Here is a 24,806-nt window from a genome sequence, read left to right as displayed (position 1 = left end):
GGAGACAGATACTTGGGACAGCTCAATCTCAACAAGGTTCAGAAATTCTACGGCACCTACGAGGTGCTGAAGAGCATAGAACTCGATGTGAGGAACGGCGAATTCGTCGTCTTCGTCGGCCCCTCCGGCTGCGGCAAGTCCACGCTTCTTCGAATGATCGCGGGCCTCGACGAGACGACGGCCGGCGACATCGTCATCGACGGCAAGCGGGTCAACGACCTGCCGCCGGTCAGGCGCGGCATCGCCATGGTCTTCCAGTCCTATGCGCTCTATCCGCATATGACGGTGTTCGAGAACATCGCCTTTCCGCTGCGGGTCGAGAAGATGCCCGAGGAGAAGCTCAAGGCGAAGGTCGAGCATGCGGCGCGAATTCTCCATCTCGACCAGCGACTGCAGCAGAAGCCGGGCATGCTGTCGGGCGGCCAGCGCCAGCGCGTCGCCATCGGCCGGGCGATCGTGCGTGAACCGAAGATCTTCCTCTTCGACGAGCCGCTCTCGAACCTCGACGCGGCGCTGCGCGCCGACATGCGCATAGAGCTGGCCAAGCTCCACCGGCAATTGAAAGCGACGATGATCTACGTCACGCACGACCAGGTCGAAGCGATGACGATGGCGGACCGGATCGTCGTGCTTAATGCCGGTGAGATCGCGCAGACCGGCGCGCCGCTTGAGCTCTATCACAAACCGGCAAACACCTTCGTCGCCGGCTTCATCGGCCATCCGAAGATGAACTTCCTGCCGGTCACCTGCACGGGCGTGAGCGAGGCTGGGGTGGAGATAGACTATAAAGGGCAGACGGCGCTTATTCCGGTCACGCCGCGCAGCGGCATGGCTGGCCGCACGCTGACGCTTGGCGTGCGCCCGGAACATATCCAGACGGGCTCCGGTGATCTGACGCTGACGGTCAATCCCTCGGTCATCGAGCACCTCGGAGCACACACGGTCGCCTATGCGGCACTCGGCGGCGAGGGCGAGAATTATTGCGCCATGTTGCCTGGCACCGCCGCCATCCGGGCGGAAGAACAGGTGAAAACCGGCATCCGAGGCGCCGATTGCCACCTGTTCGACGAAAAAGGCATCGCTTTCGAGCGCCGGGTGGAGATGACCGACATCGATCTTGCCCTATTCGATCCGGCGGCCTGAGCGTGACCGTATCGATACGACTGCTCGGCCCAGAGGATGTCGAAACCTTTCGGCGCATTCGGATCGAGGCGCTACGTGCGGAGCCCGATTCTTTCGCCAGCAGTGCTGAGGATTGGGAGAGCTTGCCGGACGACGAGTGGCGCCGACGGCTGACCGACAATCCCGTCTTCGTTGCCTTCCGCGCTAACGATCCGGTGGGCATCATGGGCTTGCTGCGCCAGCACGCCAGCAAGATGGCGCATCGCGCCACCGTCGTCATGGTCTATGTGCATCGCAGCCTGCGCGGCAGCGGCGTTGCACGGCTGCTTCTCGCGGCACTGATCGACTATGCACGGAACGAAGGCATCCGGCAGCTGGAGCTCTCGGTCAGTGCCGAGAACGCGGCGGCGATCGCCTTCTATCACCGGGAGCGGTTCGAAGCGGTCGGCCGCATTCCCGGCGGCTGCATCCGCAACGGCCGGGAAGTCGACGACATCATCATGGTTCGACGCATCGGCGATTGAACCGAGGAGACCGTGCGCCTCAGAGCGTCGAATTGAGCGCGCCGCCGTCGAGCAGCAGGTTCTGCCCGACGATATAGCCGGCATATTGGCTGCACAGGAACGCCGCCGCAGCGCCGAAGTCACTCGGCGTGCCGACGCGCCCCGTCGGATTCTGCGCATATTCCTCGGCGCGCGCCTCTTCGAGTGAAATCCCCCTTGCCCTGGCGGATTTTTCGAGCAGCTTTTCCAGTCGTTCGGTCTGGTGGGATCCGGGCAGCAGGTTGTTGATGATGACTCCGTGGCGTGCGACCTGGCGGGCCGTGCCGGCAACAAAGCCGGTAAGGCCGGTGCGGGCGCCATTGGAGAGACAGAGTTCCGGGATCGGCGATTTGACCGAGGCGGAGGTGATGTTGACGATCCGTCCCCATTTCCGGTCGACCATGCCGGGAATGACCGCCTTTATCAGCAGGATTGGCGCCAGCATATTGGATCTGATCGCTTCAAGCCAGTTCTCTTCGGTCACGCTCGACCAGTCACCAGGCGGCGGACCACCGGCATTGGTGATCAGGATATCCGGCCGTGGCTCCGCCCGCAGCAGCGCATTGCGGCCCTCCTCCGTCGTCACGTCGGCGGCGACGATCTCCACCTCAACGCCATAGTCCTTGCTGATGGCGCGTGCCGTCTCCCGAAGCTGTTTCGGCTCGCGGGCGTTGAGCGTCAGGATGACGCCAGCCTCCGCGAGTTTCTCCGCAACGCCGCGGCCCAGCCCCTTCGAGCCGGCGCAAACCAGCGCCCGCTTCCCTTTGATACCCAAATCCATAACATGCTCCGAAAATTGTGTTCTGACTTACCTGTTTGACAGACTGCCCGAGGAAGAGGGCAACCTCATGCTGACCGTGCGATATTCGCTACCGCTTCCGATAGACGGGCAATCTCCGGCACGGTGTTGAGATAGCTTACCGAAGCCCTGGCGATCTGGTCGAGCCCTCGCGCGACCATATCGAGCGGCGTATAGGGAACACCATTCGCGCCGATCGCGATTTGCCTTTCGGCCAAGGCTGCGCGGACTTCCGTTGCCGCAATGCCCTCGACGGTGAATGAGACGATACCGGAGAGTTCGGCTCCGAGGTCCCGTACCGTCACATTGGGTATGCTGCGCAGATTGGCGCGCAGCTCATTCGCGAGCGGGCCGATCCTGTCGCGGATCGCCGCGATTCCGAGTGTCCTTGCCTGGCGAACCGCAGTGCCCAGCCCGAGGATCAGCGCCGGCGCAATCTCGCCCGCCTCGAAGCGGCGTGCGTCGTTGCGGATCTTGACGACGCCGTTGACGATCGGCCCGGAAAGCACGTCGAGATAGCACGGCGTCAGCCGTGGCAGGAATTCCTGCCTGACATAAAGGATTGCCGTGCCGCGCGGTCCTCGGAGGAATTTCCGGCCCGCTGCCTTCAACACGTCACAACCGAGGAAGGCGACGTCGATCGGGATCGGGCCGAGGGCCTGGCCCGCATCGATGAAATAGGGAATGCCGGCCGCCTGGGTCACGCGTCCCACCGCCGCTGCGTCATTGATCAAGCCACCATTCGCCGGCAGCCATGTGAGCGACACGAGCCGCACGCGCTTATCGATCATCGACGCGAGAGCGCCGGCGTCGATGCTCCCGTCGTCGCGGACGGGAATGATTTCGACACGCGCTCCGGCTCGCGCTGCGGCGTCCTGCATCGTGGCGAGGTTGCCGCCCCATTCCTGGCGCCCGACCAAGATGCGGTCGCCTGCGCCAAGGGGCGGCAGGGCCGAAAAAGCCGCGCCCCAGGCGGTCGATCCGCTGCTAAGGAATGCAATCTCGCTCGGCCTGGCGCCGATCAGTGCCGCTGTGTCGGCTCGGACCTCCTCAAGAAGCGTGCTCGCCCTGTTCGCCGCCTCCATCGGGCCCTCGGTCGCTTCCTTGCGCAGATAGTCCCAGACCGCCCCGAGTACCGCTTGCGAGGGCAGCGAGGCGCCGGAGTGATTGAAATGCACGCCAGCCGCGCAGCCAGGCGTCTCCGAACGAAGCTGCTCCACGTCCAGTGCGTCACTCATGCGGCCGGCTCCAGTTCTACCAGGGCGTCGATTTCGACGGTGGCGCCGGCTGGCAGCGCGGCCACGCCCACGGCGGCCCGCGCATGCCGACCCGCTTCGCCAAATACCTCGACGAACAGGTCGGAGGCGCCATTGGCGACCTGCGACTGTTCCGCGAAGTCCGCCGTCGAGGCGATGAAGACGCCGAGCCGAACGACGCGTCGGACGGCCGCCAAAGAACCATCGGTCGCAGCGGCGATCTGCGAGAGGACACTGATTGCCGCGTATTCGGCGGCCAGTCGGCCTTCCTCGATAGAAATCCCGGCCCCGAGCATCCCCATGAGGATGTCGCCGTTTCGAACGCTGATCTGGCCCGAGACGACCAGAAGGTTGCCGGCTCGAACCGTGGAGACGTAATTCGCCGCTGGCGCTGAGGCTTCCGGCAAGCGATGACCGAGAGTGGAAAGTCTGGATGCGATGGTCTCTGACATGGTGGTCTCTCCTGGAACGGTCGGGAGAATGCAGGGCGTCTCCAATTGCTTCCAATTCAAACTTGCCTATGGTGCGATCGATCTGACTAATGCCTTGGCTTGAGTTGAGGGGGAATCATGCGCACATCCACAACCATGCCGCCGCTGCAGGCGTTGCGCGCATTCGAGGCGGTTGGGCGTTTGCTCAGTTTCGGCCGCGCAGGCGAAGAGCTGCTCATCACCCAGAGCGCGGTCAGTCATCACATCAAGCAGCTTGAGGAGATGCTTGGCGTGCGGCTGTTCATCCGCAAGGCGAAGAGAATCGAATTGACCCCAGAGGGGGCGGCCTATCTGGAAAGGACGGTCGAAGCATTCCGCATCATTGCCGGCGCCACGTCCGAGATGCGCCGACAGACGGCACGGCAAAGGGTGCGTGTCAGCGTTTTGCCCTCCTTCGCCGCCAACTGGCTGGTTTCGCGCCTTGCCGACTTCATGCTGAAGCATCCGGAGATAGAAGTCGAACTCGAGCCGACATTGCGTCTCGAGGACTTCGCATCGGACTATGCGGATCTCGCGATCCGCTTCGGCACGGGACGATGGGAAGGCGTGAGGGCAGAGTGGTTGATGAATGAAGAGATGAGCCCGGTCGTGAGCCCGGCGCTCTATGGTGACGGTACGCGTTTCGCCGAACCGAAGGAGCTGCTCCTTCAGACCTTGCTCGAGTCCTGGAACCCGGTGGGGTGGGAACTATGGCTTGGCGAAGTTGGTGTCGATATTCGCCGCGCGCGCGTGCTGCAACTCACCGACTACAATATCGTCCTTCAGGCCGCCCTGAACGGGCAGGGCGTTGCGATCGGACGCATGCATATGGTTCGCGATCATCTCGCCGCCGGTCGGCTGCTCCAGCCGTACCCGCAGATCGTCCGGTCCGAAAAGATTGCCTATTGGCTCGTCATGCCGCAAAACCGCCGGCTCCGCCCCGGCGCCGAGGCCTTTGCCTCATGGCTGAAAGAAGAGGCGGCATCGCCACCTTCGCCGGTTTGCTGATAAAGCAGAAGAGCTCATTTGGCTGCATTGATAGCTGCGTCGACATCCGTCTGCGCAAAATTCTGACCGACGTAGAGCAAGCGGCACCCGTGCTCCTTGGCGATTTCGTAGGCGAAGCAATCTCCGAAATTCAGGGAGGCGGGATGGAAGCCTTTCCCCCAGCACTCGTAGGCCTGCGCGGTCCGCTTTGCGGACGCCGGAGTAACGCTGACGATCTCAAAACCGAGCCCATCAATGAGCCGAGCCACCTCCTCGCCAACATTGCGGCGGGCGGCGACGATCAGCGCTTCCGCGACCGTACCGGCAGATATCAGCAAGTTCCCTTCCGCTTCCAGCGTGGCAATGCAGACATCAGCTTCCGGTTCATCGAGAACAATCGCCATGAGGGCCGACGTATCGACGGCGATCATTTCGGCAGCCCATCATCACCATAGAGAAAGTCCTGACTACGCGCCGCACCCGGTCCGGACGTGGCCTTGCTGGCGGCGGATTTGCGTATCGACTCGAGAAGTTCGCGCCGGGATTTTTGGTCGGGCACCGCCTTAACCGGCACGAGTCGTACGGCAGCGTGGCCGTGCCGGGTCAAGATGATCTCGTCCCCCGCTTCGGCACGCCGAACCAGTTCCGTCAATTGGCCCTTCGCCTCGGTTACTGACACTTGCATTTGAATACTCCAGTCTGGACCGTTGGAAAGTCCAATATCCGGATCAATCTAGACTATTAAATGGTCCATCTCAAGGACTGCGGCCCTGCCATCAAGCCGCGCCGCGTTCCGGAGCGTGAGGATCGCCGGTGATCGGCCAGATGTCGCGTCGCGCCCGCCGATAGCGGGTCTTCGCCGGATCATTGGGGTAGGGCGTTCCGGCCGAGCAATAGAGGATCTGCGAGGCGATCTTCGAGAACGAGGCGTAGAAATGGTTCGTCGATTTGACCACCAGGATCTTCTTCGCGCCCGGATCGATACCCATGACCGAGAACAGGCTCGGGTCGAAGCTTTGGGCGCGCGTCGAATTGAGAATGATGTCGATGCCGCGATACTGAATATGCGCCGCGTCGCCGAAGGGAGCGAAGCTTTCGCCGAAACGCATTTCGGCGTTGCGCACCAGCCGCATCACTTTGACCGTACCATCGATCGGACTGCCCGTGCCGGGGGCGGACTTTGCCCCGAAGCGCAAGGGGATCTCCGCGCCTTCGCCGGCCGCCATGCAGATCTGCACGGCCATCGGATCCCAGATGGTGCCGATCGCTGCGTCGGTGACGCCTTTAGCGAGCAGTTCCCCGAGCACCACGGTCGCGTCGCCCGCCGTGCCGCCGCCGGGATTGTCCCACATGTCGGCGATCACCACCGGGCCGCAGGGCGCGGCGATTGCCGCGCCGACCGCCTGCCGTTCGTCGATTTCCGGCATGCGGAAGGTGCCGCGCTTGGCGAAGAGTTCGAGGCCGAGCTCGCGGGCGAGCGCCTGGCCCTTCTCCGGAACCCCATTGGTGACGGCAACCATCTTGGTGCCCATTTCCGGGACGTCGCCGGCCATGAAGCCGTGCACGACCGACAGCGACAGGACGTCCGCGTCCTCCCGCTCGATCCGCATGAGCTTGTCGACGAAGCTGCGCATCGGTTCGCGCGATGTCGGAAAGACGTCGATCATCCGGCAGTCGAACACCGACATGACCGGCCGGACGCGGTCTTCGAGCGTATCGACTGCAATGCGCCAGAGGTCTTCGGCGCGCTCGACGAAATCGGTGTGCGGAAATTCCTTGAAGAAGACGAAGAAATCGGCCGCCGCAACACGCTTTTCGGTGAGATGGCTATGCGGATCGAGCTCGACGCAGACGAGCACCTGCGGGCCGACGATCTCGCGCACGCACGTCAGGAGATCGCCCTCGGTATCCTCGTAGCCGTCGGCGACCATCGCTCCGTGTAGTCCGAGCACGACGGCGTCGACGGGGAGCGCGGCCCGCAATTGCCCGAGGATCTCGTCGCGCAGCGTTTCGTAAGTCTGCCGATTGACGAGTCCGGCCGGATCGGCCCAGGCCGCTGTTCCCTCGATCAGCTGCCAGCCTTTCTCCGCCGCCACGCGGCGGCCCACGGTTATCGGCGCGGTGCAAAGCGTCGGCGTTTCCGGGTGTTTTCCGGGAGGCGCATAGAGCGACGCTTCGAAGGCGCGCCGGTCGATGCAGATAGGAGAGAATGTGTTCGTTTCGGTCGCCAGGGCTGCCGTGAAGATCCGCAATGCCATTGCCTTCCTTGCCCTCAGTTCGAACCCATCGGATTCGGCAGATAGCCAGTGAAGCCGCAGATCTTCCACCGGCCTTCATGCAGCCGGCAATAATAGACCGTCTGCCACTTCAAGACATCGTAGCTTCCATCGGCCTTCCTGATGCCGCCATCGAATTTCTTGCGGGCCAACGCCTTCTCACCATTGATCTCGATGTCCTCGAGCGTCGTAGTCGTGAAAATGGCCGTGCGCACATCCTCCGCGAAGGACTGTCCGGCAAAGTCCCGCGCCTGGCGCAGCCACTCATCTCGATAGGCGCCAAGCGACGGGAAAGTCAGCCGCCAATCATCTGGGCTTGCTTCCCGCCTTCCGTCGATGCCGATGAAGCCGTCTTCGACAAAATCACGGGCCACCAATGACCAGTCGGCAGAAAGGAAGGCGGCGATGTCCCTGGTCACCAGCATCTCCCAGATCGAATGCCGGGCGGCGTCGCTGGCAGGAAACGGATTCTGGAAGGGATTCCGCATGTGTTTCGCTCCGTATTGAAATTCTTTTCATAAAAGGCGTTTTTCTCTGGCCAAATTCCGCTTTCTATGGTGACTTGTCAACGAGATGCGAAAATAATTTGCACAAAGGGTTCCGATGTCCATCAAACGTTTTGGTGCCGAACAAGTTGGGGCAGGCGGAAAAACTCTGCCTTTCGCGCGCGCCGTGGAGGCAGATGGCTGGCTCCACGTCTCCGGGCAGGTCGCCATGGAAAATGGAGAGGTCGTCGACGGCAATATCGTCACGCAGACCCGCAAGGCGATTGGCAATTTACTGGCCATTCTGAAAGCGGCCGACTACGGTATCGAACACGTGGTGAGAGTCGGCGTCTGGCTGGACGACCCGCGCGATTTCTGGAGCTTCAACAAGATCTATCAGGAGTATTTCGGAGCTCATCCGCCGGCACGTGCCTGCGTGCAGTCTTCGATGATGGTCGATTGCAAGGTGGAGATCGACTGCGTCGCCTACAAGCCCAAGGACGCCCAATACGACGTGGGGTGAGGAAAAGTGTGTGCGGTTTTCCGCCCGCATCCTGCGTCTCACGCAGTTATAGGAGTGGTCGTCCGGATGGATATTTTCGCAACCTTGCAGCATGAGAAGGAGCGGCTGTCGCAGTCGGAGAGCCGCATCGCCGACATTCTGCTCAATGATTTCGAATTTGCCGTCAACGCATCGATCATCGAGCTTGCCGGCAAGGCCGATGTCTCGCCGCCGACGGTGACGCGCTTCTGCCGGCGCTTGGGTTGCGACAGCTTTTCCGATTTCAAGGTGCAGCTGGCCCGCACCGCTTATGTTGGCATGCGCTATCTGAAGCCGGAGCCGAAAAGCGAGAAGCCGGGCGATGTCGCGCAGGACATCATCACCAAAGCACAGAATGCGCTGTTCCTGCTGCATCGTTCGCTCGATCTTGCAGCGATCGAGCAGGCCGCCGACCGGCTGGCCGGCGCCGAAATGATCTATGCCTTCGGTTCGGGCGGCAATTCCTCGATGATCGCCGGCGAATTGCAGAATCGCCTCTTTCGCCTCGGTCTGCGCATCACCGCAAGCTCCGACCACAGCATGCAATTGATGCTGACGGCAGCGGCCAAGCAGAACGACGTGATCATCGGCTCGTCCTTCTCCGGACGCAACGCCGAACTCGTGCGTGCCTTCACGCTCGCCCGCGACGCCAAGATACCGACCATCGCGCTCACCCAGACCGGCAGCCCGGTGGCGCGCGCCGCCGACATCACCGTTCCGATCGACCTGCCGGAAGGCAACAACATCTACCGTCCGACATCCACGCGCATCGCCTATGTGGCTCTGGTCGACATCCTCGCCAGCCTCGTCGCCTATCGCGTCCAGCCGCAAGCCACCGCGACGCTGCGGCGCATCAAGCAGCAACTGGTGGCGCACAGGGATGGCGATGATCGCCAGCTTCTCGGAGACTGATGTGGCACAGCAAGATCGCATGCCGAAATCCGTAGCGATCGTCACCGGCGCCGCCGGGGACATCGGCCGTGCCATCGCCTGGCGCCTGGCGGATGGCCACGACGTCGTTCTCCTTGCCGATATCGACGGCGATGCTGCAGGCAAGGTCGCGCGCGATCTCGGCGGCGAGGAGCGTTTTTCAGCCGTCGCCTGCGATGTGACGGATGCGGCGAGCGCGGCGGCCATGGCCGAGGCTGCGGCGGCGCGCGGCCTCGTGCATACGCTCGTCAACAATGCCGGCGCGGCGCACGCCGTCAGCCTGCACGAAACGACGCAGGACGTCTGGCGGATGGACAATGCCCTCAATCTCGAAGCCGCATTCCTCTGCTTCCGCGCCGTCGAGGACATGTTGAAGGAGAGCCGGGGCTCCGTCGTCAATATCGCCTCGGTGAACGGCATGGCCGTCTTCGGCCATCCAGCCTACAGCGCCGCCAAGGCCGGCCTCCTGCATCTGACGCGGCTGGTCGCCGTCGAATACGGCAAGTTCGGCATCCGCGCGAATGCCGTCGCGCCGGGTACGGTGCGAACCCAAGCATGGGAGGCGCGCGCTGCCGCCAATCCTCAGGTCTTCGAGGAAGCCAAGCGCTGGTATCCGCTTCAGCACATCGTCAATCCGGAAGACGTCGCCAATGCCGTCCACTTCCTGGCTAGCCCCCAGGCGAGCGCAATAACCGGCGTCTGCCTGCCGGTCGATTGCGGGCTCACCGCCGGCCAGGCCGAAGTCGCCCGCACCTTCTCGCAGTCCAGCCATTACTGACCAATCCCATTGGAGGATGTTCATGCAGCCGGTCTCTTATCGCCTTGAATCTGCCTGGCAGCCGGATGGTGGCCTCAACGGGCGCTTCACCTTCAGCCTCTTCAACCTTTCCGGCAGACCGCTGAGCGGCTTCCGTCTCGTCTATACGTCACTCACCCGCGTCATCGAACCGGCCGCCTGTGAGAACGCCGTCTTCCTGCGCCGCAACGCCAATTTCCATGAGTTCGCGCCGCCCGAGGGGCTGACGCTACAGCCCGGCGAAAGCTGGACCTTCACCGTCAGCGGCCTGCACCGGCAGGCGAAGCACTGCACCGACGGGGCGAAGTCGGCTTATCTGACGTTGTCCGACGGCAAGCATGTGCCAGTGACGGTCTCCGATCTTCGGCTCGAAGGCGCGACGAGCGAACCGCCGCCCCTGCGCCTGCCTGAAGGCCGGCTCGACCTACCTTTCGCGTTGCAGCCCTGGCCGGCCGAGGTCGACGCGGTGCCCGGAGAAGGCTTCCCCGTCCACCTCTATCCGTCGGCGGCAAGCAGCGCAGAGGACATCGCGGCGGTCTCCAACGTGCTGGCGCTGTTTCAACGGCTGTTTTCCGGCGGCCACGCCCCCTTCAGCCTTGTGCCCTCCGGTCAGGGGCTGCCGATCGTCTTTGTGAAAAACGGCGAACTCGGCGGCGAGGCGTACAGGCTTGCCTTCTCGGGTCGCGACATCCGGCTCGAATACGGCGCCGCCGCCGGGCGGCAATACGGACTGACGACGCTGGCACAGCTTCTCGACGGCGCCCGCAATCATCCCGCCAAATTCCGCTTCCCGGCTTCAGGCACGATTTCCGACCAGCCGCGTTACGGCTGGCGCGGCTGCCATCTGGATGTGTCGCGGCAATTCTATCCGGCCGCCGACGTCCTGCGCCTGATCGACATTCTTGCCTGGCTCAAGCTCAACATCTTCCATTGGCATCTGACGGATGACGAGGCCTGGCGGCTGGAGATCAAGGCTTTTCCCACGCTGACGACGCTCGGCGTTCTGCGCGGACCCGACGAACCGATGCTGCCGCAGCTTGGCAACGGCGCCGAACCTTCGGGAGGCTTCTACAGCCAGGAAGAGATCAAGGCGATCGTCGCGCATGCGGCCGCCCTCACTGTCGAGGTGGTTCCCGAGATCGACATTCCCGGCCACAGCACAGCAGCGCTCGTTGCCTTGCCCGAGCTCGCCGATGGGCAGGAGGCGCCGGAGAGCTATCATTCAGTCCAAGGCTATCCCAACAACGCGCTCAATCCGGCCGTTCCGCTCACCTATGAATTCCTCGAAAAGGTCTTCGACGAAATGGTCGAGCTCTTTCCGAGCCGGTACATCCACATCGGCGGCGACGAGGTGGCGAACGGCTCCTGGCTGGCCTCGCCGCTGGCGCGACAGCTGATGGAAGAGGAAGGCATTTCCGGCACCTTCGCGTTGCAATCCTACTTCCTGAAAAAAGTGAAGCAGATGCTGACGGCGCGCGGCCGCAAGCTGGTCGGCTGGAATGAGGTCGCCCACGGCGGCGGTGTCGCAATCGAGGGGACTTTGCTGATGGCCTGGGAGAACCCGAAAGTCGGGATCGAGCTGGCGCGCGAGGGTTATGACGTGGTGATGACCCCCGGCCAGGCTTACTACCTCGACATGGCCCAGGCGGACGCCTGGCAGGAACCCGGCGCCAGCTGGGCCGGCACGGCAACGCCGGCGCATACCTATGCCTATGAGGCGGAGGGCGAGTTTCCTGACGAACTGAAGAGCCGCATGAAGGGGGTGCAGGCCTGCATCTGGTCGGAGCATTTCCTGTCGCGCGGCTATTTCAACCGGCTCGTCTTCCCGCGCTTGGCGGCGATTGCCGAGGCAGCCTGGACGCCGAAGTCTGAGAAGGACTGGCTGCGCTTTGCCGCGATCGCTCCTCTCGCCCCGACGCTGTGAGGTTTGAGTGATGCGGATCGCCGTCGGTGGTATCCACACGGAATGCAGCACCTATTCGCCCGTCCTGATGTCGATCGAGGACTTTCGTATCCTGAGGGGCGATGAACTGCGGGCGGCCGACTATTTCAGCTTCCTCGAAGGGGCGGATGTGGAGCACGTTCCGCTGCTCCATGCCCGCGCCGTTCCCGGCGGCCCGGTTTCGCGGCCAGCCTATGAAGCGATCAAGACGGAATTCCTCGAAGGGCTGAGGGCGGCCCTCCCGATCGACGGGCTGTATCTCGCCATGCATGGCGCGATCAACGTCGACGGCATGGACGACGCGGAGGGCGACTGGATTTCCGCCGCCCGTGCCGTCGTCGGTTCCGACTGCCCGATCGCGGCAAGTTATGATCTGCATGGCAATGTCAGCCAGCGGATCATCGACCAGATCGATATCTTCGCGGCCTACCGCACGGCGCCGCACATCGATACGCGTGAAACCATGGTGCGCGCCTGGTCGATCCTCGTGGAGGCGCTGCGGAGCGGCACGCGGCCAGGCGTCGCCTGGGCCCCCGTACCGCTACTCCTGCCCGGCGAGCGGACCTCGACGGAAGACGAGCCGGCGGCAAGTCTTTATCAAGTCCTGCCGGAACTCGACAAGCGGGCCGGGGTTCTCGATGTCAACCTGATGGTCGGCTACGTCTGGGCGGACGAGCCGCGGGCGACCGCCTGCGCCGTCGTCACCGGCACAGATAAGAAAGCGGCCTCGAAGGCGGTGGAGGAAATCGCCGCAAGCTACTGGAATGCGAGGGAAAACTTCCGCTTCGGCTCGGTGACCGGAACGCTCAACGCAATGCTCGACATTGCCGAAGCGTCGACAACAAAACCGATTGTTCTCGCCGACTCGGGCGACAATCCGACCGGCGGAGGCGTCGGCGATCGGGCCGACGTGTTGAAGGCACGTCTGGCGCGTGGTTGGCAGGACGCGCTGATCGCCGGCATCACCGATCGGCCGGCGGTGGAAGCCTGCTTTGACGACGGCGAGGGCGGCACACTCACGCTGCGGATCGGCGGCAGCCTCGATCCGTCAAGTCCAGCGGTGGAGGTGGAAGTGAAAGTGCTGCATCTCGACGATCCGGGCCCTCTCGCAGAACGTCAGGCGGTGGTCGAAGCGAGTGGCATCGTCGTCGTGCTATCGGCGCGGCGGCGCCCGTACCACAATATAGAAGATTTCCACCGTCTCGGGCTCGATCCGAAGGCCGCGCGCCTGCTGGTCGTCAAATCCGGTTATCTTTCACCGGAACTCGCGCCAATCGCCAATCCCAACCTGATGGCGCTCACCGAGGGTGTCATCAATCAGGACATCGAAAATCTGGCGAGCAAGCGCCGTCAGCGGCCGATCTTTCCGTTCGATCGGGACTTCGATTTCACGCCGAAGGCGCGGCTCTCCGCCCGCTGGCGCTGACCCCGCAAGCCGCATGACCCCGCCCGGGGCCTTGGGCGGACAAAATTGACTTTGCCCTCCCGCGGAACCGCCCCACCATGTCTTCGTCGCTGCTCATCGCGATGCGAAACCCGGTCATTCGGGCAAGCATGCTTGCAAGCCATGTCGATGCGCTGGCGCTCGGCACCGCAGTCTACGTGGTCCATATGGTGCTGCTCGGATTTTCGGACCGCCCCTGGCAGGTCTACGCCCTGACGCTCGTCAGCGGCTTCGGCGCAGCGGCACTGATCAGCATCCCGATCACCTATCTCCAGGACCTGATCGCCGATCGGCCAGGGCTTGGGAGTTCGCTGATTGCTGTCAACATCTTCCTGGGCGGGGCCGCTCAGTGCCGGGCTCTTCGCGATCGGTACGCGCTTCAGCGACTATTCCGGGACCGCACTGCTCGGCGCGGCGGCCGGGCTCTAGGGGCTCGTCCTGGTGCTTAAGCTCGACGGCAAGCGCGCCCGGACTTCCGCACCATAGGAGACGAACTGTCAGTGGAGAGGGAGGCCGCGGCGCAGCCTCCCGGCCTTTCATCAGTTCCCGAGAATGCCCGGCAGCCGCAGGCCCTTGTCCTTGGCGCATTCGAGCGCGAGGTCGTAGCCGGCATCGGCATGGCGCATGACGCCGGTCGCCGGATCGTTCCAGAGCACCCGCTCGACGCGGCGGGCGGCATCTTCCGAACCGTCGCAGCAGATGACGACGCCCGAATGCTGGGAGAAACCCATGCCCACGCCACCACCGTGATGCAGCGACACCCAGGTGGCACCCGAGGCAGTGTTTAGCAGCGCGTTCAAGAGCGGCCAATCGGAGACGGCGTCGGAGCCGTCCTTCATCGCTTCGGTCTCGCGGTTCGGCGAGGCGACCGAGCCGGAGTCGAGATGATCGCGGCCGATGACGACGGGCGCGCTGAGCTCGCCTGTTCTGACCATCTCGTTGAAGGCGAGGCCGAGGCGGTGGCGATCACCGAGGCCCACCCAGCAGATGCGCGCCGGCAGGCCCTGAAAGGCGATGCGCTCGCCGGCCATGTCCAGCCAGTTGTGTAGATGCTTGTTGTCAGGCAGCAGTTCCTTCACCTTGGCGTCGGTCTTGCGGATATCCTCCGGATCGCCCGACAGCGCCGCCCAGCGGAACGGGCCGATGCCGCGGCAGAACAGCGGACGGATGTAGGCGGGCACGAAGCCCGGGAAGGCGAAGGCGTTTTCGAGGCCCTCTTCCTTGGCCATCTGGCGGATGTTGTTGCCGTAGTCGAAGGTCGGGATGCCCATGTCCTGAAAGGCGATCATCGCTTCGACATGCTCGCGCATCGAGGCGCGGGCGGCCTTTTCGACGGATTTCGGATCGTTTTCGCGCTTTTTCTTCCACTCTGCCATGGTCCAGCCCTTCGGCAGATAGCCGTTGATCGGATCATGCGCCGAGGTCTGGTCCGTCACCAGGTCCGGGCGGATGCCGCGACGAACCATTTCCGGCAGGATCTCGGCCGTGTTGCCGAGCAGACCGACGGATTTCGTCTCGCCCGCGGCCGTCCAGCGGTTGATCATCTCCATCGCTTCGTCAAGCGTTTCGGCTTTCGCGTCGACGTAGCGGGTGCGCAGGCGGAAATCGATGGAATCCGGGTTGCATTCGACTGCGAGGCAGCAGGCGCCGGCCATGACGGCGGCGAGCGGCTGGGCGCCGCCCATGCCGCCGAGGCCACCGGTGAGCACCCATTTGCCCTTGAGGTCGCCGTTATAGTGCTGGCGGCCGGCCTCGACGAAGGTCTCATAGGTGCCCTGCACGATGCCCTGGCTGCCGATATAGATCCACGAACCGGCGGTCATCTGGCCGTACATGGCAAGACCCTTCTTATCCAGCTCGTTGAAATGATCCCAGGTCGCCCAGTGCGGCACGAGGTTGGAATTGGCGATCAGGACGCGCGGCGCGTCCTTGTGGGTGCGGAAGACGCCCACCGGCTTGCCAGACTGGACGAGCAACGTCTCGTCCTCGTTGAGATCCTTCAGCGTCGCGACGATCCGGTCGAAATCCGCCCAGGTGCGGGCGGCCCGGCCGATGCCGCCGTAGACGACGAGCTCGTGCGGGTTCTCGGCGACGTCCGGGTCGAGATTGTTCATCAGCATCCGGAGCGGCGCTTCGGTCAGCCAGCTCTTGGCGCTGATCTCGGTTCCGCGCGGGCTGCGCACGTCACGGATGTTATGGCGCGGATTGTTCATGTTCATGCCTCACTCCCTGTCAATTGTGGTCCGGCGGGCAGACGAGAGTCCCGCAATAAGTGTTTGTGTTCGTTCAATGCTGCAAGTTTAGGCGTGATCGCGACAATGGAGTGCGATCGCTTCGATACGTTCCAGGATCGCGCTGAGATGGCCGCGAAGTTGGTCGGCCTTGCCGGGGTCCAGGGCGAATGGCGGCGCCTCCGTTGCCAGATGCGTCGATTGCGCCAATTCCATCTGGATCGCGTGGACGCCGGCTTCCGGCTTTCCATAGTGCCGGGTGGTCCAGCCGCCTTTGAAGCGGCCATTGAGGATATGGGTGTAACTTACTGCTTCTGCTGCGGTTTCAGCCACGGCTCTTTCGATTCCTGGAGCACAGGTCCTTCCCGTATCAGTGCCGATATTGAAGTCCGGCAGCTTGCCCTCGAAGAGGAAGGGTATATGCGAGCGAATCGAATGGCAGTCATAGAGGACGGCCACGCCATGGATTGCCTTGACGCGAACGATCTCGGCGGCGAGTGCGGCGTGGTAGGGAGCGTGGAAATCGCGCAGCCTTGCGGCGATGTCTGCATCCGCCGGACCTTCGTCCTCCTTCCAGATAGGCACACCGTCGAAATCGGTTTCCGGTACAAGCCCGGTCGTATTCTGGCCGGGATAGAGGCTAACCCCTTCGGGGTCGCGATTGGCATCGATGACATAGCGATGGAAGGTGGCACGCACGGTTGTCGCTTCCGGCAGCAGGCCTTCATAGAGCTTGTGAATGTGCCAATCGGTATCGGCGAGGATACGGCCGTTGTCGTTCAACCGCTCCCAGATCGAGGCAGGGACAACGGTGCCCGTGTGGGGAAAGGCGAGAATTACCGGCGAGGTCCCCTGCCGGACTTCGAAGACGGCCATCTCAAACCTCCAGTCGCGGCAGGATGCCGTCGGAAACGGCGGCCGCCAGACGGCCGGAGGCGACCAGTTCGCTGGCAGCCCTGAGGTCGTCCGCCATATAGCGGTCTTCCTCGACCGGGGGGGAAACGGCGCGCACCGCAGCGGCCGCTTTCTCAAGTTCCGGGCTGGTCGCAAGCGGCGCCCGGAATTCGATGCCCTGAACGGCCGCCAAGGCTTCGATGCCGATGATCGAGAACAGGTTGTCGGTCATCTGCAAAAGTCGGCGGGCGCCGTGGCAGGCCATCGATACGTGGTCTTCCTGGTTGGCCGAGGTCGGCGTCGAGTCGACGGCGGCCGGGTGCGAGAGCTGCTTGTTCTCCGACATCAGCGCGGCGGACGTGACTTCGGCGATCATCAGCCCCGAATTGAGGCCCGGCTTCTTGGTGAGGAAGGCCGGTAGGCCGTAGCTCAATGCCGGATCGACGAGGAGGGCGATGCGGCGCTGGGAAATGGCACCGATCTCGCAGATCGCCAGCGCCATCTGGTCGGCTGCGAAAGCGACCGGTTCGGCATGGAAGTTGCCGCCGGAGACGACGGAGTTGTCGGAGAGCACGAGCGGATTGTCGGTGACTGCATTGGCCTCGATGGTGAGCGTCGCGGCCACCGAGCGCAACAGATCGAGGCAGGCGCCGTCGACCTGCGGCTGGCAGCGGATACAATAGGGATCCTGGACGCGTTCGTCTCCCTCCAGATGGCTTTGGCGGATCACCGATCCCTCAAGCAGCCGTCGAAGCGCAGCGGCCGTGTCGATCTGGCCGCGATGGCCGCGTAGCGTATGGATGTCGGGATGGAAAGGAGCGGACGAGCCCATGGCCGCATCAGTCGACAGCGCGCCGGTGATAAGCGCCGCCTGGGCTGCGCGATGGGCGCGGAAGAGGCCGGCAAGCGCCAGTGCCGTCGAAACCTGGGTACCGTTGATCAGCGCCAGGCCTTCCTTGGCGGCGAGCGCCACCGGGGAAAGTCCGGCCGCCTTCAGGGCAGCATCGCCCTTCATGCGTTCGCCCGCGACGAAGGCTTCGCCATGGCCCATCATCACGGCGGCCATATGGGCGAGCGGCGCGAGGTCGCCGGAAGCACCGACCGAACCCTTTTCCGGGATCAGCGGGATGATGCCCTTTTCGAGCATCCCTTCGATCAGCCGAACAAGCTCGAGGCGCACGCCGGAGGCGCCGCGTCCAAGCGAGATCAACTTCAGGGCGAGGATCAGGCGCACGATGTTTTCCGGCAAAGGCTGACCGACGCCGCAGCAATGCGAGAGGATGAGATTGCGCTGCAAGGTCGCCACGTCGGCACTGTCGATCTTGATGGAGGCGAGTTTGCCGAAGCCGGTATTGATGCCGTAGACGGGGGCGTTGCCCGCGACGATCTCGGCAATGCGCCGAGCGGCTTTCTCGATGCCGCCATCGAAGGCGCCATCGAGGCGGGCCGGCTCTCCGGTCCAGTAGATCGTCTCCAGATCTCTGAGCGTTACCGAGCCGGGTTTCAGAACAATGGTCATCGGGCAATCCTTTCACCCATGAATATCCGCTCCGAGAGAGGGTTGAAGCCGATGCGGTAGATCAGTTCCGCCGGCGCATTGATGTTCCAGAGGGCAAGGTCGGCGGATTTTCCTGCTTCGATCGTGCCGGTCTCGCCGAGTATACCGAGCGCACGTGCCGCCTCGCGCGTGACGCCGGCGAGGCATTCATCGAGGGTCAGGCGGAAGAGCGTCGCCGACATGTTCATCGTGAGCAACAGTGAGGTCAGCGGCGACGTGCCCGGGTTGCAATCGGTGGCAATGGCGATGCGCGTACCGGCGGCGCGCAGCGCTTCGACCGGCGGCACTTGTGTTTCGCGCAACGTGTAGAATGCCCCCGGCAATAGGACGGCGACCGTGCCGGACTTCGCCATCGCGGCTGACCCGTCCTCATCGAGATATTCGAGGTGGTCGGCCGACAGCGCCCCATAGGCGGCGGCGAGCTTGGCGCCGCCGAGATTGGAAAGCTGTTCGGCATGCAGCTTCACCGGCAGGCCGAGGGCCTTGGCTTTGTCGAAGACGCACGCGATCTCGGCGGGCGAAAAGGCGATCCCCTCGCAGAAGCCATCGACGGCATCGACAAGCCCTTCGGCATGGGCCTGGACGAGGCCGGGAAGAACGACGTCGTCGATGTAGGCCGCATTCCGGCCCTTGTATTCCGGCGGCGTGGCGTGCGCGGCGAGATAGCTAGTGAGGACGCGGACCGGACGCATGCGCTCCAACCGGCGGGCGGCACGGAGCATCTTCAACTCGGCATCTATGTTGAGGCCATAGCCCGATTTGATCTCGACCGTGGAGACGCCTTCGCAGAGCAGCGCGTCGAGCCTCGGAAGTGCTGCAGCAACCAGATCGTCGACCGATAGCGCATTGGTCGCCTTTACCGTCGAGACGATGCCGCCGCCGGCACGGGCGATCTCTTCGTAAGACGCGCCTTCGAGCCGCAGCTGAAATTCGCGCGCCCGGTTCCCGCCATGGACGAGATGGGTGTGGCAGTCGATCAGCGCCGGGGTCATCCAGCGGCCTTCGCAATCAATCACCTGATCGGCCCGGGAAAGGTCGGAAGGCAAGTCCCGTTCAGCGCCGGCATAGACGATCCGGCCGCCGCGGACAGCGACGGCGCCATTCTCGATGGTGCCGAGCGGCCCCATCTCCTCGCGAAGGGTCGCGAGGCGCGCATTGCGCCAAAGGCTGGTCCGTTCCGGTGACATGTCGGCGTTTCCGTCCATCAGCTCTTCGCCCTTCCGTTGCGATAATGTATATACATAACAAAGCAGACGGCAAGCGGAAAAATGTTTGGTGTCGTGGCAAGAGGTAACGCGGCCGGCGTAAGGGGCCAGCGACCGCAACGAAAAAGCCCCGGACTCTTGGTCCGGGGCTTGGGGGGAATAGCCAGTTGTCGGTAATCAGGCGGGGTGATGGGCCTTGGTACAATGCTGTTCAACAAGCCCGATGAAACGCTGGCCGGCGATCTCAAGCCGCCCGCTGTTGTCGATCGCGGTCACGTCCGGCCCGGCGACGACGTCGGGCACTTGCCGCTTCAGTCGACGTAGCACGTCTTCCTCGTTTTCGCGTCCACGCTGGGCGAGGCGCTTCGCCAGCACTGACGCGTCGGCGGTGACGAGGGCGACGGCGACCTTGCCAAAGGCCGCCCGAATGGCGGGAAGGGCGGCGCGGCTGCCGTTGACGATCGCCGTCATGCCGCTCTCGATCTTGTCGGCGATGTCGCGCGGAATGCCGTAGCTCAAGCCATGCGCCTGCCAGGAAACGGCAAAGGCGCCGCTCTCCTCCATTTCCTCGAATTCCGCGGTGGAGACGCTTTCGTGCACTTCGCTGCCTGCATCCGATGGGCGTGTGATGACGCGTCGGACGAAGAGAATATCCGGCCGATGCGCGAAGTGGCGAGCGGCAAAGCCCATGACGCTGTCCTTGCCGGCCCCACTCGGGCCGACGACGACGATGAGCGTTCCGCCCTGCTTTTCCTCCGCCATCATGCGACACGCCGTCCTTCGCGCCATACGGAGCGAACAACCGGAATACCCTCTGGCCGATGGACCCGAACGATATCGGCGCGTAGCCCGACGGCGATCCGGCCGCGGTCGCTGAGGCCGACGGTGCGCGCCGGTGTTGCGGTCACCAGAGCGATTGCGTTCGGCAGGTCGATGCTCTCGACCTCGTCGGCAAGGATAAAGGGTGCGTGGATCAGGCTGAATGGCACATAGTCCGATGAAAGCACGTCGAGCACGCCGCGCTCGGCGAGTTCACGCGCGGCGATGTTTCCAGAATGCGATTTGCCGCGCACGACGTTGGGCGCGCCCATCAGGACGCTCAGACCCGCCCGGTGGGAGGCCTCCGCCGCTTCGAAACTCGTCGGAAACTCTGCAAGCCGGACGCCATAGCCGATCGACTCCTCGACATGCGCAAGCGTCGCGTCGTCGTGGCTGGCGATGGTGATGCCGCGCTTGACGCAGGCCTGGGCGAGTGCGGTGCGATGCGGTGCGGCATAGCGTTCCGACAGCGCCTGCTGACGCTCGACGAAAGCGGCGAAGGCCTCGTCCGTGAGGCCGCGCTTGGTTTTGTAGTAGAGCGTGTATTGTTCCATCGTCTGGAACTGGCGTTGGCCGGGTGCGTGATCCATTAGCGAGACGAGGCGAACCTGCGGGTCGTCGTGAAAATCCTCGAAGTGCTCGAGCACGTCATTCGTCGAGACCTCGCAGCGCAGGTGGATGAGGTGGTCGGCGCGCAACCGGCCCTCCGCCTTCGCCTGCGCCAAGGCATCGGCCATGCTGCGCATTTCGCCCTTCGGAAAGCCGCTCTCCTCGTCCGAGCCGAGACGCAGACAGTCGAAGACGGTGGTGATGCCGGAGGTGACGACCTGGGCGTCGTGCGCTTGGATTGCGGCGATCTTCAGCCAGCGCACACCGGGACGCGGCGAGTAGTGCGCCTCCAGGTGATCGGTGTGAAGCTCGATCAGGCCGGGGAGCAGATAGTCGCCTTCGAAATCCTCGCCAACCCGGCTCGTGCCTTCCGAAATGTCGGCGATCCTGCCGTCGCGGATCAGCACTGAGCCTTCGACGATATCGTCTTCGAGGACGATGCGGGCATTGGTCAGAACCTGTTCGCTGCTCATATCATGCAATCTTTCGTGTGGATGCGCTGCCGAGCGGCAGCAGGGAATGAACGGTGAAGGGCGCGCCGCGCTGCGGCTCGACAAAAAGAGCGACTGTCGAGATGCCCAACGGCTGACCGATAAACGGGGCGAAGGCGGCCTCAAGCGTTTCGCGCATGATGCTGCGCATCTCGTCCGGCACGGGACCGGTTAGCGTCAGATGGAACTGGAACTCTTCGAAAACATAAGGATAGCCCCATGCCGCAAGGTAATCCCTTTGACGCTGCGTCAGCGTCTCCGGATTCCGGCGGGCGACGTCGATTTCGGACAACGGTGCCCGGAAGGGCTCGAAGCGGCGAACCGCCTGTTCCGCCAAGTCTTGCAGAGGCGCGGACGGTGCCCTCGGTACGAGCGCGAAGAACGGGCCGATCTGGTGAAGCGCGATCTCCGGCACTTCGAAAGGCTCGATCTCCGCCGCAAACTCATCGAAGGCAGCAATCAGCTCGGCCTCGCTTCGCCCTGGCGCCAGCGTGAAGGGTGCCTTCAAGGTGCCATGAAAGCCGTAGCGGCGTGGCTCGGCCGTCAATGTCATCTGCTGTTCACCTTCGAGGGCCGAGCTTTCCGCCCAGGCCAACGCCCCGTCGCGGAAAGCATCGCGGCCGAGCCAACGGGACGCGGTCTGCGACAGCCGGTCATCGGACGGCGGCGCGAAGTAGATTGCATAACGCACGGATCTTCACTTTCTTGATGTCGCCTCGCCGCTAAGGCGAGTCGACTAGTCGTGGGTGCAAAGCGCAGCTATCCGATTTGCATGACAACATCATGATCGCATCGCTGTGAAGCGCAAAAAGGAATCAGAGTGCGCTGCGTCCGATCAGTCGCGACCGGCACGCGTTCGAGATGCTGTCGAAAACGAAGACAACCATCAAGATCAAAAGCACCATATAGGCGACATTTTCCCAATCCGAATTGGTGCGCATCGCTTCCCAAAGCTTGAGCCCGATGCCGCCGGCGCCAACGGCACCGATGATCGTCGCCGAGCGGGTGTTCGATTCCCAGAAATAGAGCGCCTGGCTGGCAAAGACGGGGAGCACTTGCGGCAGCACGCCGAAGCGCTGCACGGCGATCGGCGGAGCGCCAACCGATTTCACGCCTTCGCGTTGCTTATCGTCGATGTTTTCCAGCGCTTCCGAGTAGAGCTTGCCGAGCGTCCCGGTGTCGGTGAAGAAGATCGCCGAGATGCCGGCAAGCGGCCCAGGGCCGAAGGCACGCGTGAAGAACAGCGCCCAGATGAACATGTCGACCGACCGCAGGAAGTCGAAGAAGCGCTTGATCAACTGGTTGGTTACGCGGCTCGGCGTGATATTGCGGGCGGCAAGGAAGCAGAGCGGGAAGGCGATGAAGGATGCGAAGAGGGTACCCACGAAGGCCATGACGACGGTCTGCAGCATCTTGGTCCAGACGTCGAGATGCTGCCATTCGGCATTGTAGAGGATGTTGTTCCAGGCAAGCGCCAGGTTCGAGCGTGTCGGGTCGATCCGGTCTCCCGACAGGATCAGGGCTGCGACGTCACCATAGGACTTTCCGAAGAACGGCGAATTTGTATCGAAAAGGAAATTCGCCCAGCCGAAGAAGCGGTTGCGGATCGAGACCTCGTCCCCGGTAACCTCGGCCCAGCCGGTGGCACCGAAGGCGAGCGTGATCTTTTCGCTTGGGCGTTTCTGGGTGGCCCAGCGCGGCAGGGGTCCCTGCGGCGTGACGCTGTCGGCGCCATCGACCGTCATGGTGAGAGTTTCGCCGCCGTGGATGGCGGTGACCAGCTTGCCGGCGACTTCGATGCGCGTCGAGCGATCAAAGGTCACGACGGCGCGCGTGACGACCTCAACAGTGCGGGTGGTCGCGGCGCTTTGCCCGGTTGCGCTCCCTCCGTCGCCGAGCGCGGCCTTCGGCGCCATGAAGTTGAAGGAGGAATTCGTCTTCGGTCTCGGCGCTTGCACGGCGGCCGCCGGCGTTTCAACCGCTCGCGTCACCTGTTGTTTGTCGAGCGTCACCCATTCCGGATTCGGATTTTTCCCAAGCGGTGAATTGCGCTGATAGGAAACCGTCATCATTCCGTCAGGCGCGATCGCAATTTCGGGTCGGACCTCGTAGGACACCCAGTCTGCGAGGTAGGTGCCGGCAATGCCCCAATTGGCGTTGGCAAGCACATGGCCGATCGAAAAGAACCACCAACTGAAGACCAGATAGAGCACCACGCCCGCACCGATCAGCATCGGTTTCAGCCCCTTCTTCGAAGAGGACTGCAAGAGATGGGCGTGTCGAGCCGCGATCGCTTCCACTTCGAGCGCGCTGGGCGTTGTCGAGGCAATCATGGCGCGCTCCTACTGGGCAAGCTGGAAGGCCTGATCGCCGACGAGGCGGCGGCGGAGCCAGGCGGAAAATTGGTCGACGGCAAAGATCGTTGCAAAGAGCAGAAGCACGATCGCGAGTGTCTTGGCCTGATGCCCCTGCCCGATCGACAGGCGCAGGAGTTCGCCGATACCACCACCACCCACCGCGCCGATAATCGTTGAGGCACGCACGTTGATCTCGAGGCGCAGCAGAAAATAGCTCACGAAATTGGGCAGGACCTGGGGCACGACGCCAAACCAGACCCGCTCGATCCAGTTGGCGCCAACGGCGCGCAGACCTTCCTCCGGCTTCATGTCGGCATTCTCGACCACCTCGAAGAACAACTTGCCAAGCGCGCCGATCGTGTGGATCGATACCGCCGCGATCGCGGGGATTGGCCCGAGCGAGAGGATCGCCAGGAAGAAGCCGGCGATCACAACTTCCGGAAAGGCGCGCACCACTTCCATCAGCCGGCGGACAGGGCCGCGCACCCAGCGGTTTGGCATGAGGTTGCTCGCGGCGAGGAAGCACAGGATGAAGCCGAAAAACGCACCGATCATCGTCGACAAGATCGCGATGTTCACCGTCTCCAGCATCTTGTGGAAGTATTCGGGGAGGTAGAAGCTGTCGGTCAGATAAAGGCGACCGTCCGGGTAATTGTATTTGAAACTGCCGTCGTCATAGGGTGAGGGCAGATCGAAGAGGGCGCGAACGATCTCCATCGTATCGCGCGGCATCAGGTCGCCGACGAAGTCGAAGAAGTGCGGCAGCCGGTCGAGGAATTTGCCCGCGTTGGAATCGTTTGCAAACCATAGTGAGCTGGAGAGTATCAGCACCAGGATGGCGAGCCCGAGCCAGGTGTAGAGGCGCCGGCGGGCGTTGAGTTCCTGCCAATGACGCTCGATCAGTGCTCCATTCTCGGTTAGCTGCCGGGAAAACACGGAAGTGGCCATGGGTCTCCGGCGGAAGCCGGCCTCTTTGAGGTTGGGGACTTCTGGCGTCCCTAAAAACGAGGCGCTGGCCGTTTGACAGCCAGCGCCGGGGACATGGCCTGACG

24 protein-coding genes and 1 pseudogene are annotated in these 24,806 nt (G+C 63.3%); 9 read left to right on the top strand and 16 right to left on the bottom strand.

What is annotated here, in order from left to right; all coding sequences use genetic code 11:
* Positions 1–12 precede the first annotated feature (12 nt).
* Together ugpC and CO676_RS11010 are read left to right on the top strand one after the other, a co-directional pair.
* Complete coding sequence (gene ugpC, locus CO676_RS11015) at positions 13–1,143, top strand: sn-glycerol-3-phosphate ABC transporter ATP-binding protein UgpC (protein WP_097520950.1); 1,131 nt, start codon at positions 13–15, stop codon at positions 1,141–1,143.
* A 2-nt stretch (positions 1,144–1,145) separates the two neighbouring features.
* Positions 1,146–1,646: a GNAT family N-acetyltransferase gene (locus CO676_RS11010; RefSeq protein WP_097520948.1), complete on the top strand. Its 501-nt coding sequence runs from the start codon at positions 1,146–1,148 to the stop codon at positions 1,644–1,646.
* Positions 1,647–1,665: 19 nt separating this feature from the next.
* Here the strand turns inward: CO676_RS11010 and CO676_RS11005 are convergent, their stop codons facing one another.
* The 3 genes from CO676_RS11005 to CO676_RS10995 form a co-directional block, all read right to left on the bottom strand.
* Positions 1,666–2,445, bottom strand: coding sequence for an SDR family oxidoreductase (locus tag CO676_RS11005; RefSeq protein ID WP_097520946.1), 780 nt, complete (start codon positions 2,443–2,445; stop codon positions 1,666–1,668).
* Between the two features lie 65 nt (positions 2,446–2,510).
* The gene (locus tag CO676_RS11000; RefSeq protein WP_097520944.1) at positions 2,511–3,701 is read right to left on the bottom strand and encodes an aminotransferase class V-fold PLP-dependent enzyme; all 1,191 of its coding nucleotides are present in this window, start codon (positions 3,699–3,701) and stop codon (positions 2,511–2,513) included.
* Entirely contained in the window at positions 3,698–4,171 is a 474-nt protein-coding gene (locus CO676_RS10995; protein WP_097520942.1) for a RidA family protein, read from the bottom strand. The genes CO676_RS11000 and CO676_RS10995 overlap by 4 nt, the downstream gene beginning before the upstream one ends.
* 117 nt (positions 4,172–4,288) lie before the next feature.
* Between CO676_RS10995 and gcvA the strand changes: the two genes are divergently transcribed.
* A complete protein-coding gene (gcvA, locus tag CO676_RS10990) occupies positions 4,289–5,197 on the top strand; it encodes a transcriptional regulator GcvA (protein WP_097520940.1) in 909 nt (302 codons plus the stop codon).
* 14 nt (positions 5,198–5,211) lie between these two features.
* Here gcvA and CO676_RS10985 read toward each other — a convergent pair whose 3' ends face one another.
* From CO676_RS10985 to CO676_RS10970, 4 genes are all read right to left on the bottom strand, one after another.
* Entirely contained in the window at positions 5,212–5,607 is a 396-nt protein-coding gene (locus CO676_RS10985; RefSeq protein ID WP_097520938.1) for a type II toxin-antitoxin system VapC family toxin, read from the bottom strand.
* Positions 5,604–5,861 (bottom strand): type II toxin-antitoxin system prevent-host-death family antitoxin, encoded by a 258-nt coding sequence (locus CO676_RS10980; protein WP_097520936.1) that lies wholly within the window; start codon positions 5,859–5,861, stop codon positions 5,604–5,606. The genes CO676_RS10985 and CO676_RS10980 overlap by 4 nt, the downstream gene beginning before the upstream one ends.
* A 91-nt stretch (positions 5,862–5,952) precedes the next feature.
* On the bottom strand, positions 5,953–7,428 hold the full coding sequence (locus tag CO676_RS10975; RefSeq protein WP_179875467.1) for a M81 family metallopeptidase: 1,476 nt from the start codon (positions 7,426–7,428) through the stop codon (positions 5,953–5,955).
* Between the two features lie 20 nt (positions 7,429–7,448).
* The gene (locus CO676_RS10970; RefSeq protein WP_097520932.1) at positions 7,449–7,940 is read right to left on the bottom strand and encodes a hypothetical protein; all 492 of its coding nucleotides are present in this window, start codon (positions 7,938–7,940) and stop codon (positions 7,449–7,451) included.
* Between the two features lie 115 nt (positions 7,941–8,055).
* On the opposite strand from CO676_RS10970, the gene CO676_RS10965 reads away from it, so the two are divergent.
* The 6 genes and pseudogenes from CO676_RS10965 to CO676_RS10940 all read left to right on the top strand — a co-directional run.
* Positions 8,056–8,460, top strand: coding sequence for a RidA family protein (locus CO676_RS10965; protein WP_014761806.1), 405 nt, complete (start codon positions 8,056–8,058; stop codon positions 8,458–8,460).
* A 66-nt stretch (positions 8,461–8,526) separates the two neighbouring features.
* Entirely contained in the window at positions 8,527–9,390 is an 864-nt protein-coding gene (locus CO676_RS10960; protein WP_014761807.1) for a MurR/RpiR family transcriptional regulator, read from the top strand.
* Positions 9,391–9,409: 19 nt separating this feature from the next.
* A complete protein-coding gene (locus CO676_RS10955; protein WP_097521239.1) occupies positions 9,410–10,186 on the top strand; it encodes an SDR family oxidoreductase in 777 nt (258 codons plus the stop codon).
* Between the two features lie 22 nt (positions 10,187–10,208).
* On the top strand, positions 10,209–12,128 hold the full coding sequence (locus tag CO676_RS10950) for a beta-N-acetylhexosaminidase (protein ID WP_097520931.1): 1,920 nt from the start codon (positions 10,209–10,211) through the stop codon (positions 12,126–12,128).
* Between the two features lie 10 nt (positions 12,129–12,138).
* Positions 12,139–13,572 (top strand): M81 family metallopeptidase, encoded by a 1,434-nt coding sequence (locus tag CO676_RS10945; RefSeq protein WP_097520929.1) that lies wholly within the window; start codon positions 12,139–12,141, stop codon positions 13,570–13,572.
* A 137-nt stretch (positions 13,573–13,709) separates the two neighbouring features.
* A pseudogene (locus CO676_RS10940) lies at positions 13,710–14,019 on the top strand (MFS transporter); the annotation flags it as partial.
* Positions 14,020–14,129: 110 nt separating this feature from the next.
* Here CO676_RS10940 and hutU read toward each other — a convergent pair.
* The 9 genes from hutU to phnE (CO676_RS10895) all read right to left on the bottom strand — a co-directional run bounded on the left by hutU (position 14,130) and on the right by phnE (CO676_RS10895) (position 24,702).
* Positions 14,130–15,803, bottom strand: a complete 1,674-nt coding sequence (gene hutU, locus CO676_RS10935) for a urocanate hydratase (RefSeq protein ID WP_179875466.1) — start codon at positions 15,801–15,803, stop codon at positions 14,130–14,132.
* 87 nt (positions 15,804–15,890) lie between these two features.
* Positions 15,891–16,697 (bottom strand): N-formylglutamate deformylase, encoded by an 807-nt coding sequence (hutG, locus tag CO676_RS10930; protein WP_097520925.1) that lies wholly within the window; start codon positions 16,695–16,697, stop codon positions 15,891–15,893.
* A gap of 1 nt (position 16,698) precedes the next feature.
* Positions 16,699–18,234 carry a histidine ammonia-lyase gene (gene hutH / locus CO676_RS10925; protein WP_097520923.1) on the bottom strand — a complete coding sequence of 512 codons (1,536 nt, stop codon included), beginning with the start codon at positions 18,232–18,234 and terminating at the stop codon, positions 16,699–16,701.
* Entirely contained in the window at positions 18,231–19,478 is a 1,248-nt protein-coding gene (gene hutI / locus CO676_RS10920; RefSeq protein WP_097520921.1) for an imidazolonepropionase, read from the bottom strand. Before hutI ends, hutH begins: the two co-directional genes overlap by 4 nt.
* A gap of 177 nt (positions 19,479–19,655) precedes the next feature.
* A complete protein-coding gene (gene phnN, locus CO676_RS10915; protein ID WP_097520920.1) occupies positions 19,656–20,243 on the bottom strand; it encodes a phosphonate metabolism protein/1,5-bisphosphokinase (PRPP-forming) PhnN in 588 nt (195 codons plus the stop codon).
* Entirely contained in the window at positions 20,240–21,379 is a 1,140-nt protein-coding gene (locus tag CO676_RS10910) for an alpha-D-ribose 1-methylphosphonate 5-triphosphate diphosphatase (RefSeq protein ID WP_097520918.1), read from the bottom strand. The genes phnN and CO676_RS10910 overlap by 4 nt, the downstream gene beginning before the upstream one ends.
* A gap of 1 nt (position 21,380) precedes the next feature.
* On the bottom strand, positions 21,381–22,088 hold the full coding sequence (locus CO676_RS10905; RefSeq protein ID WP_097520917.1) for a DUF1045 domain-containing protein: 708 nt from the start codon (positions 22,086–22,088) through the stop codon (positions 21,381–21,383).
* Between the two features lie 124 nt (positions 22,089–22,212).
* Entirely contained in the window at positions 22,213–23,730 is a 1,518-nt protein-coding gene (phnE, locus tag CO676_RS10900) for a phosphonate ABC transporter, permease protein PhnE (RefSeq protein ID WP_097520916.1), read from the bottom strand.
* Between the two features lie 9 nt (positions 23,731–23,739).
* A complete protein-coding gene (phnE, locus tag CO676_RS10895; protein ID WP_097520915.1) occupies positions 23,740–24,702 on the bottom strand; it encodes a phosphonate ABC transporter, permease protein PhnE in 963 nt (320 codons plus the stop codon).
* Positions 24,703–24,806: the final 104 nt, after the last annotated feature.

Source organism: Sinorhizobium sp. BJ1 (assembly GCF_002531555.1).
In the GTDB taxonomy this organism is placed as follows: domain Bacteria; phylum Pseudomonadota; class Alphaproteobacteria; order Rhizobiales; family Rhizobiaceae; genus Sinorhizobium; species Sinorhizobium fredii_B.
The sequence above is the reverse complement of the archived record's forward strand: the minus strand, read 5'-3'. Positions and strand labels throughout refer to the sequence as shown.

Coding starts and splice junctions, on each gene's coding strand:
- CO676_RS11005 (WP_097520946.1), bottom strand. CDS start 2,445: ATGGATTTGGGTATCAAAGGGAAGCGGGCGCTGGTTTGCGCCGGCTCG.
- CO676_RS11000 (WP_097520944.1), bottom strand. CDS start 3,701: ATGAGTGACGCACTGGACGTGGAGCAGCTTCGTTCGGAGACGCCTGGC.
- CO676_RS10995 (WP_097520942.1), bottom strand. CDS start 4,171: ATGTCAGAGACCATCGCATCCAGACTTTCCACTCTCGGTCATCGCTTG.
- gcvA (WP_097520940.1), top strand. CDS start 4,289: ATGCGCACATCCACAACCATGCCGCCGCTGCAGGCGTTGCGCGCATTC.
- CO676_RS10985 (WP_097520938.1), bottom strand. CDS start 5,607: ATGATCGCCGTCGATACGTCGGCCCTCATGGCGATTGTTCTCGATGAA.
- CO676_RS10980 (WP_097520936.1), bottom strand. CDS start 5,861: ATGCAAGTGTCAGTAACCGAGGCGAAGGGCCAATTGACGGAACTGGTT.
- CO676_RS10970 (WP_097520932.1), bottom strand. CDS start 7,940: ATGCGGAATCCCTTCCAGAATCCGTTTCCTGCCAGCGACGCCGCCCGG.
- CO676_RS10965 (WP_014761806.1), top strand. CDS start 8,056: ATGTCCATCAAACGTTTTGGTGCCGAACAAGTTGGGGCAGGCGGAAAA.
- CO676_RS10960 (WP_014761807.1), top strand. CDS start 8,527: ATGGATATTTTCGCAACCTTGCAGCATGAGAAGGAGCGGCTGTCGCAG.
- CO676_RS10955 (WP_097521239.1), top strand. CDS start 9,410: ATGCCGAAATCCGTAGCGATCGTCACCGGCGCCGCCGGGGACATCGGC.
- CO676_RS10950 (WP_097520931.1), top strand. CDS start 10,209: ATGCAGCCGGTCTCTTATCGCCTTGAATCTGCCTGGCAGCCGGATGGT.
- CO676_RS10945 (WP_097520929.1), top strand. CDS start 12,139: ATGCGGATCGCCGTCGGTGGTATCCACACGGAATGCAGCACCTATTCG.
- hutU (WP_179875466.1), bottom strand. CDS start 15,803: ATGAACAATCCGCGCCATAACATCCGTGACGTGCGCAGCCCGCGCGGA.
- hutG (WP_097520925.1), bottom strand. CDS start 16,697: ATGGCCGTCTTCGAAGTCCGGCAGGGGACCTCGCCGGTAATTCTCGCC.
- hutH (WP_097520923.1), bottom strand. CDS start 18,234: ATGACCATTGTTCTGAAACCCGGCTCGGTAACGCTCAGAGATCTGGAG.
- hutI (WP_097520921.1), bottom strand. CDS start 19,478: ATGGACGGAAACGCCGACATGTCACCGGAACGGACCAGCCTTTGGCGC.
- phnN (WP_097520920.1), bottom strand. CDS start 20,243: ATGATGGCGGAGGAAAAGCAGGGCGGAACGCTCATCGTCGTCGTCGGC.
- CO676_RS10910 (WP_097520918.1), bottom strand. CDS start 21,379: ATGAGCAGCGAACAGGTTCTGACCAATGCCCGCATCGTCCTCGAAGAC.
- phnE (WP_097520916.1), bottom strand. CDS start 23,730: ATGATTGCCTCGACAACGCCCAGCGCGCTCGAAGTGGAAGCGATCGCG.
- phnE (WP_097520915.1), bottom strand. CDS start 24,702: ATGGCCACTTCCGTGTTTTCCCGGCAGCTAACCGAGAATGGAGCACTG.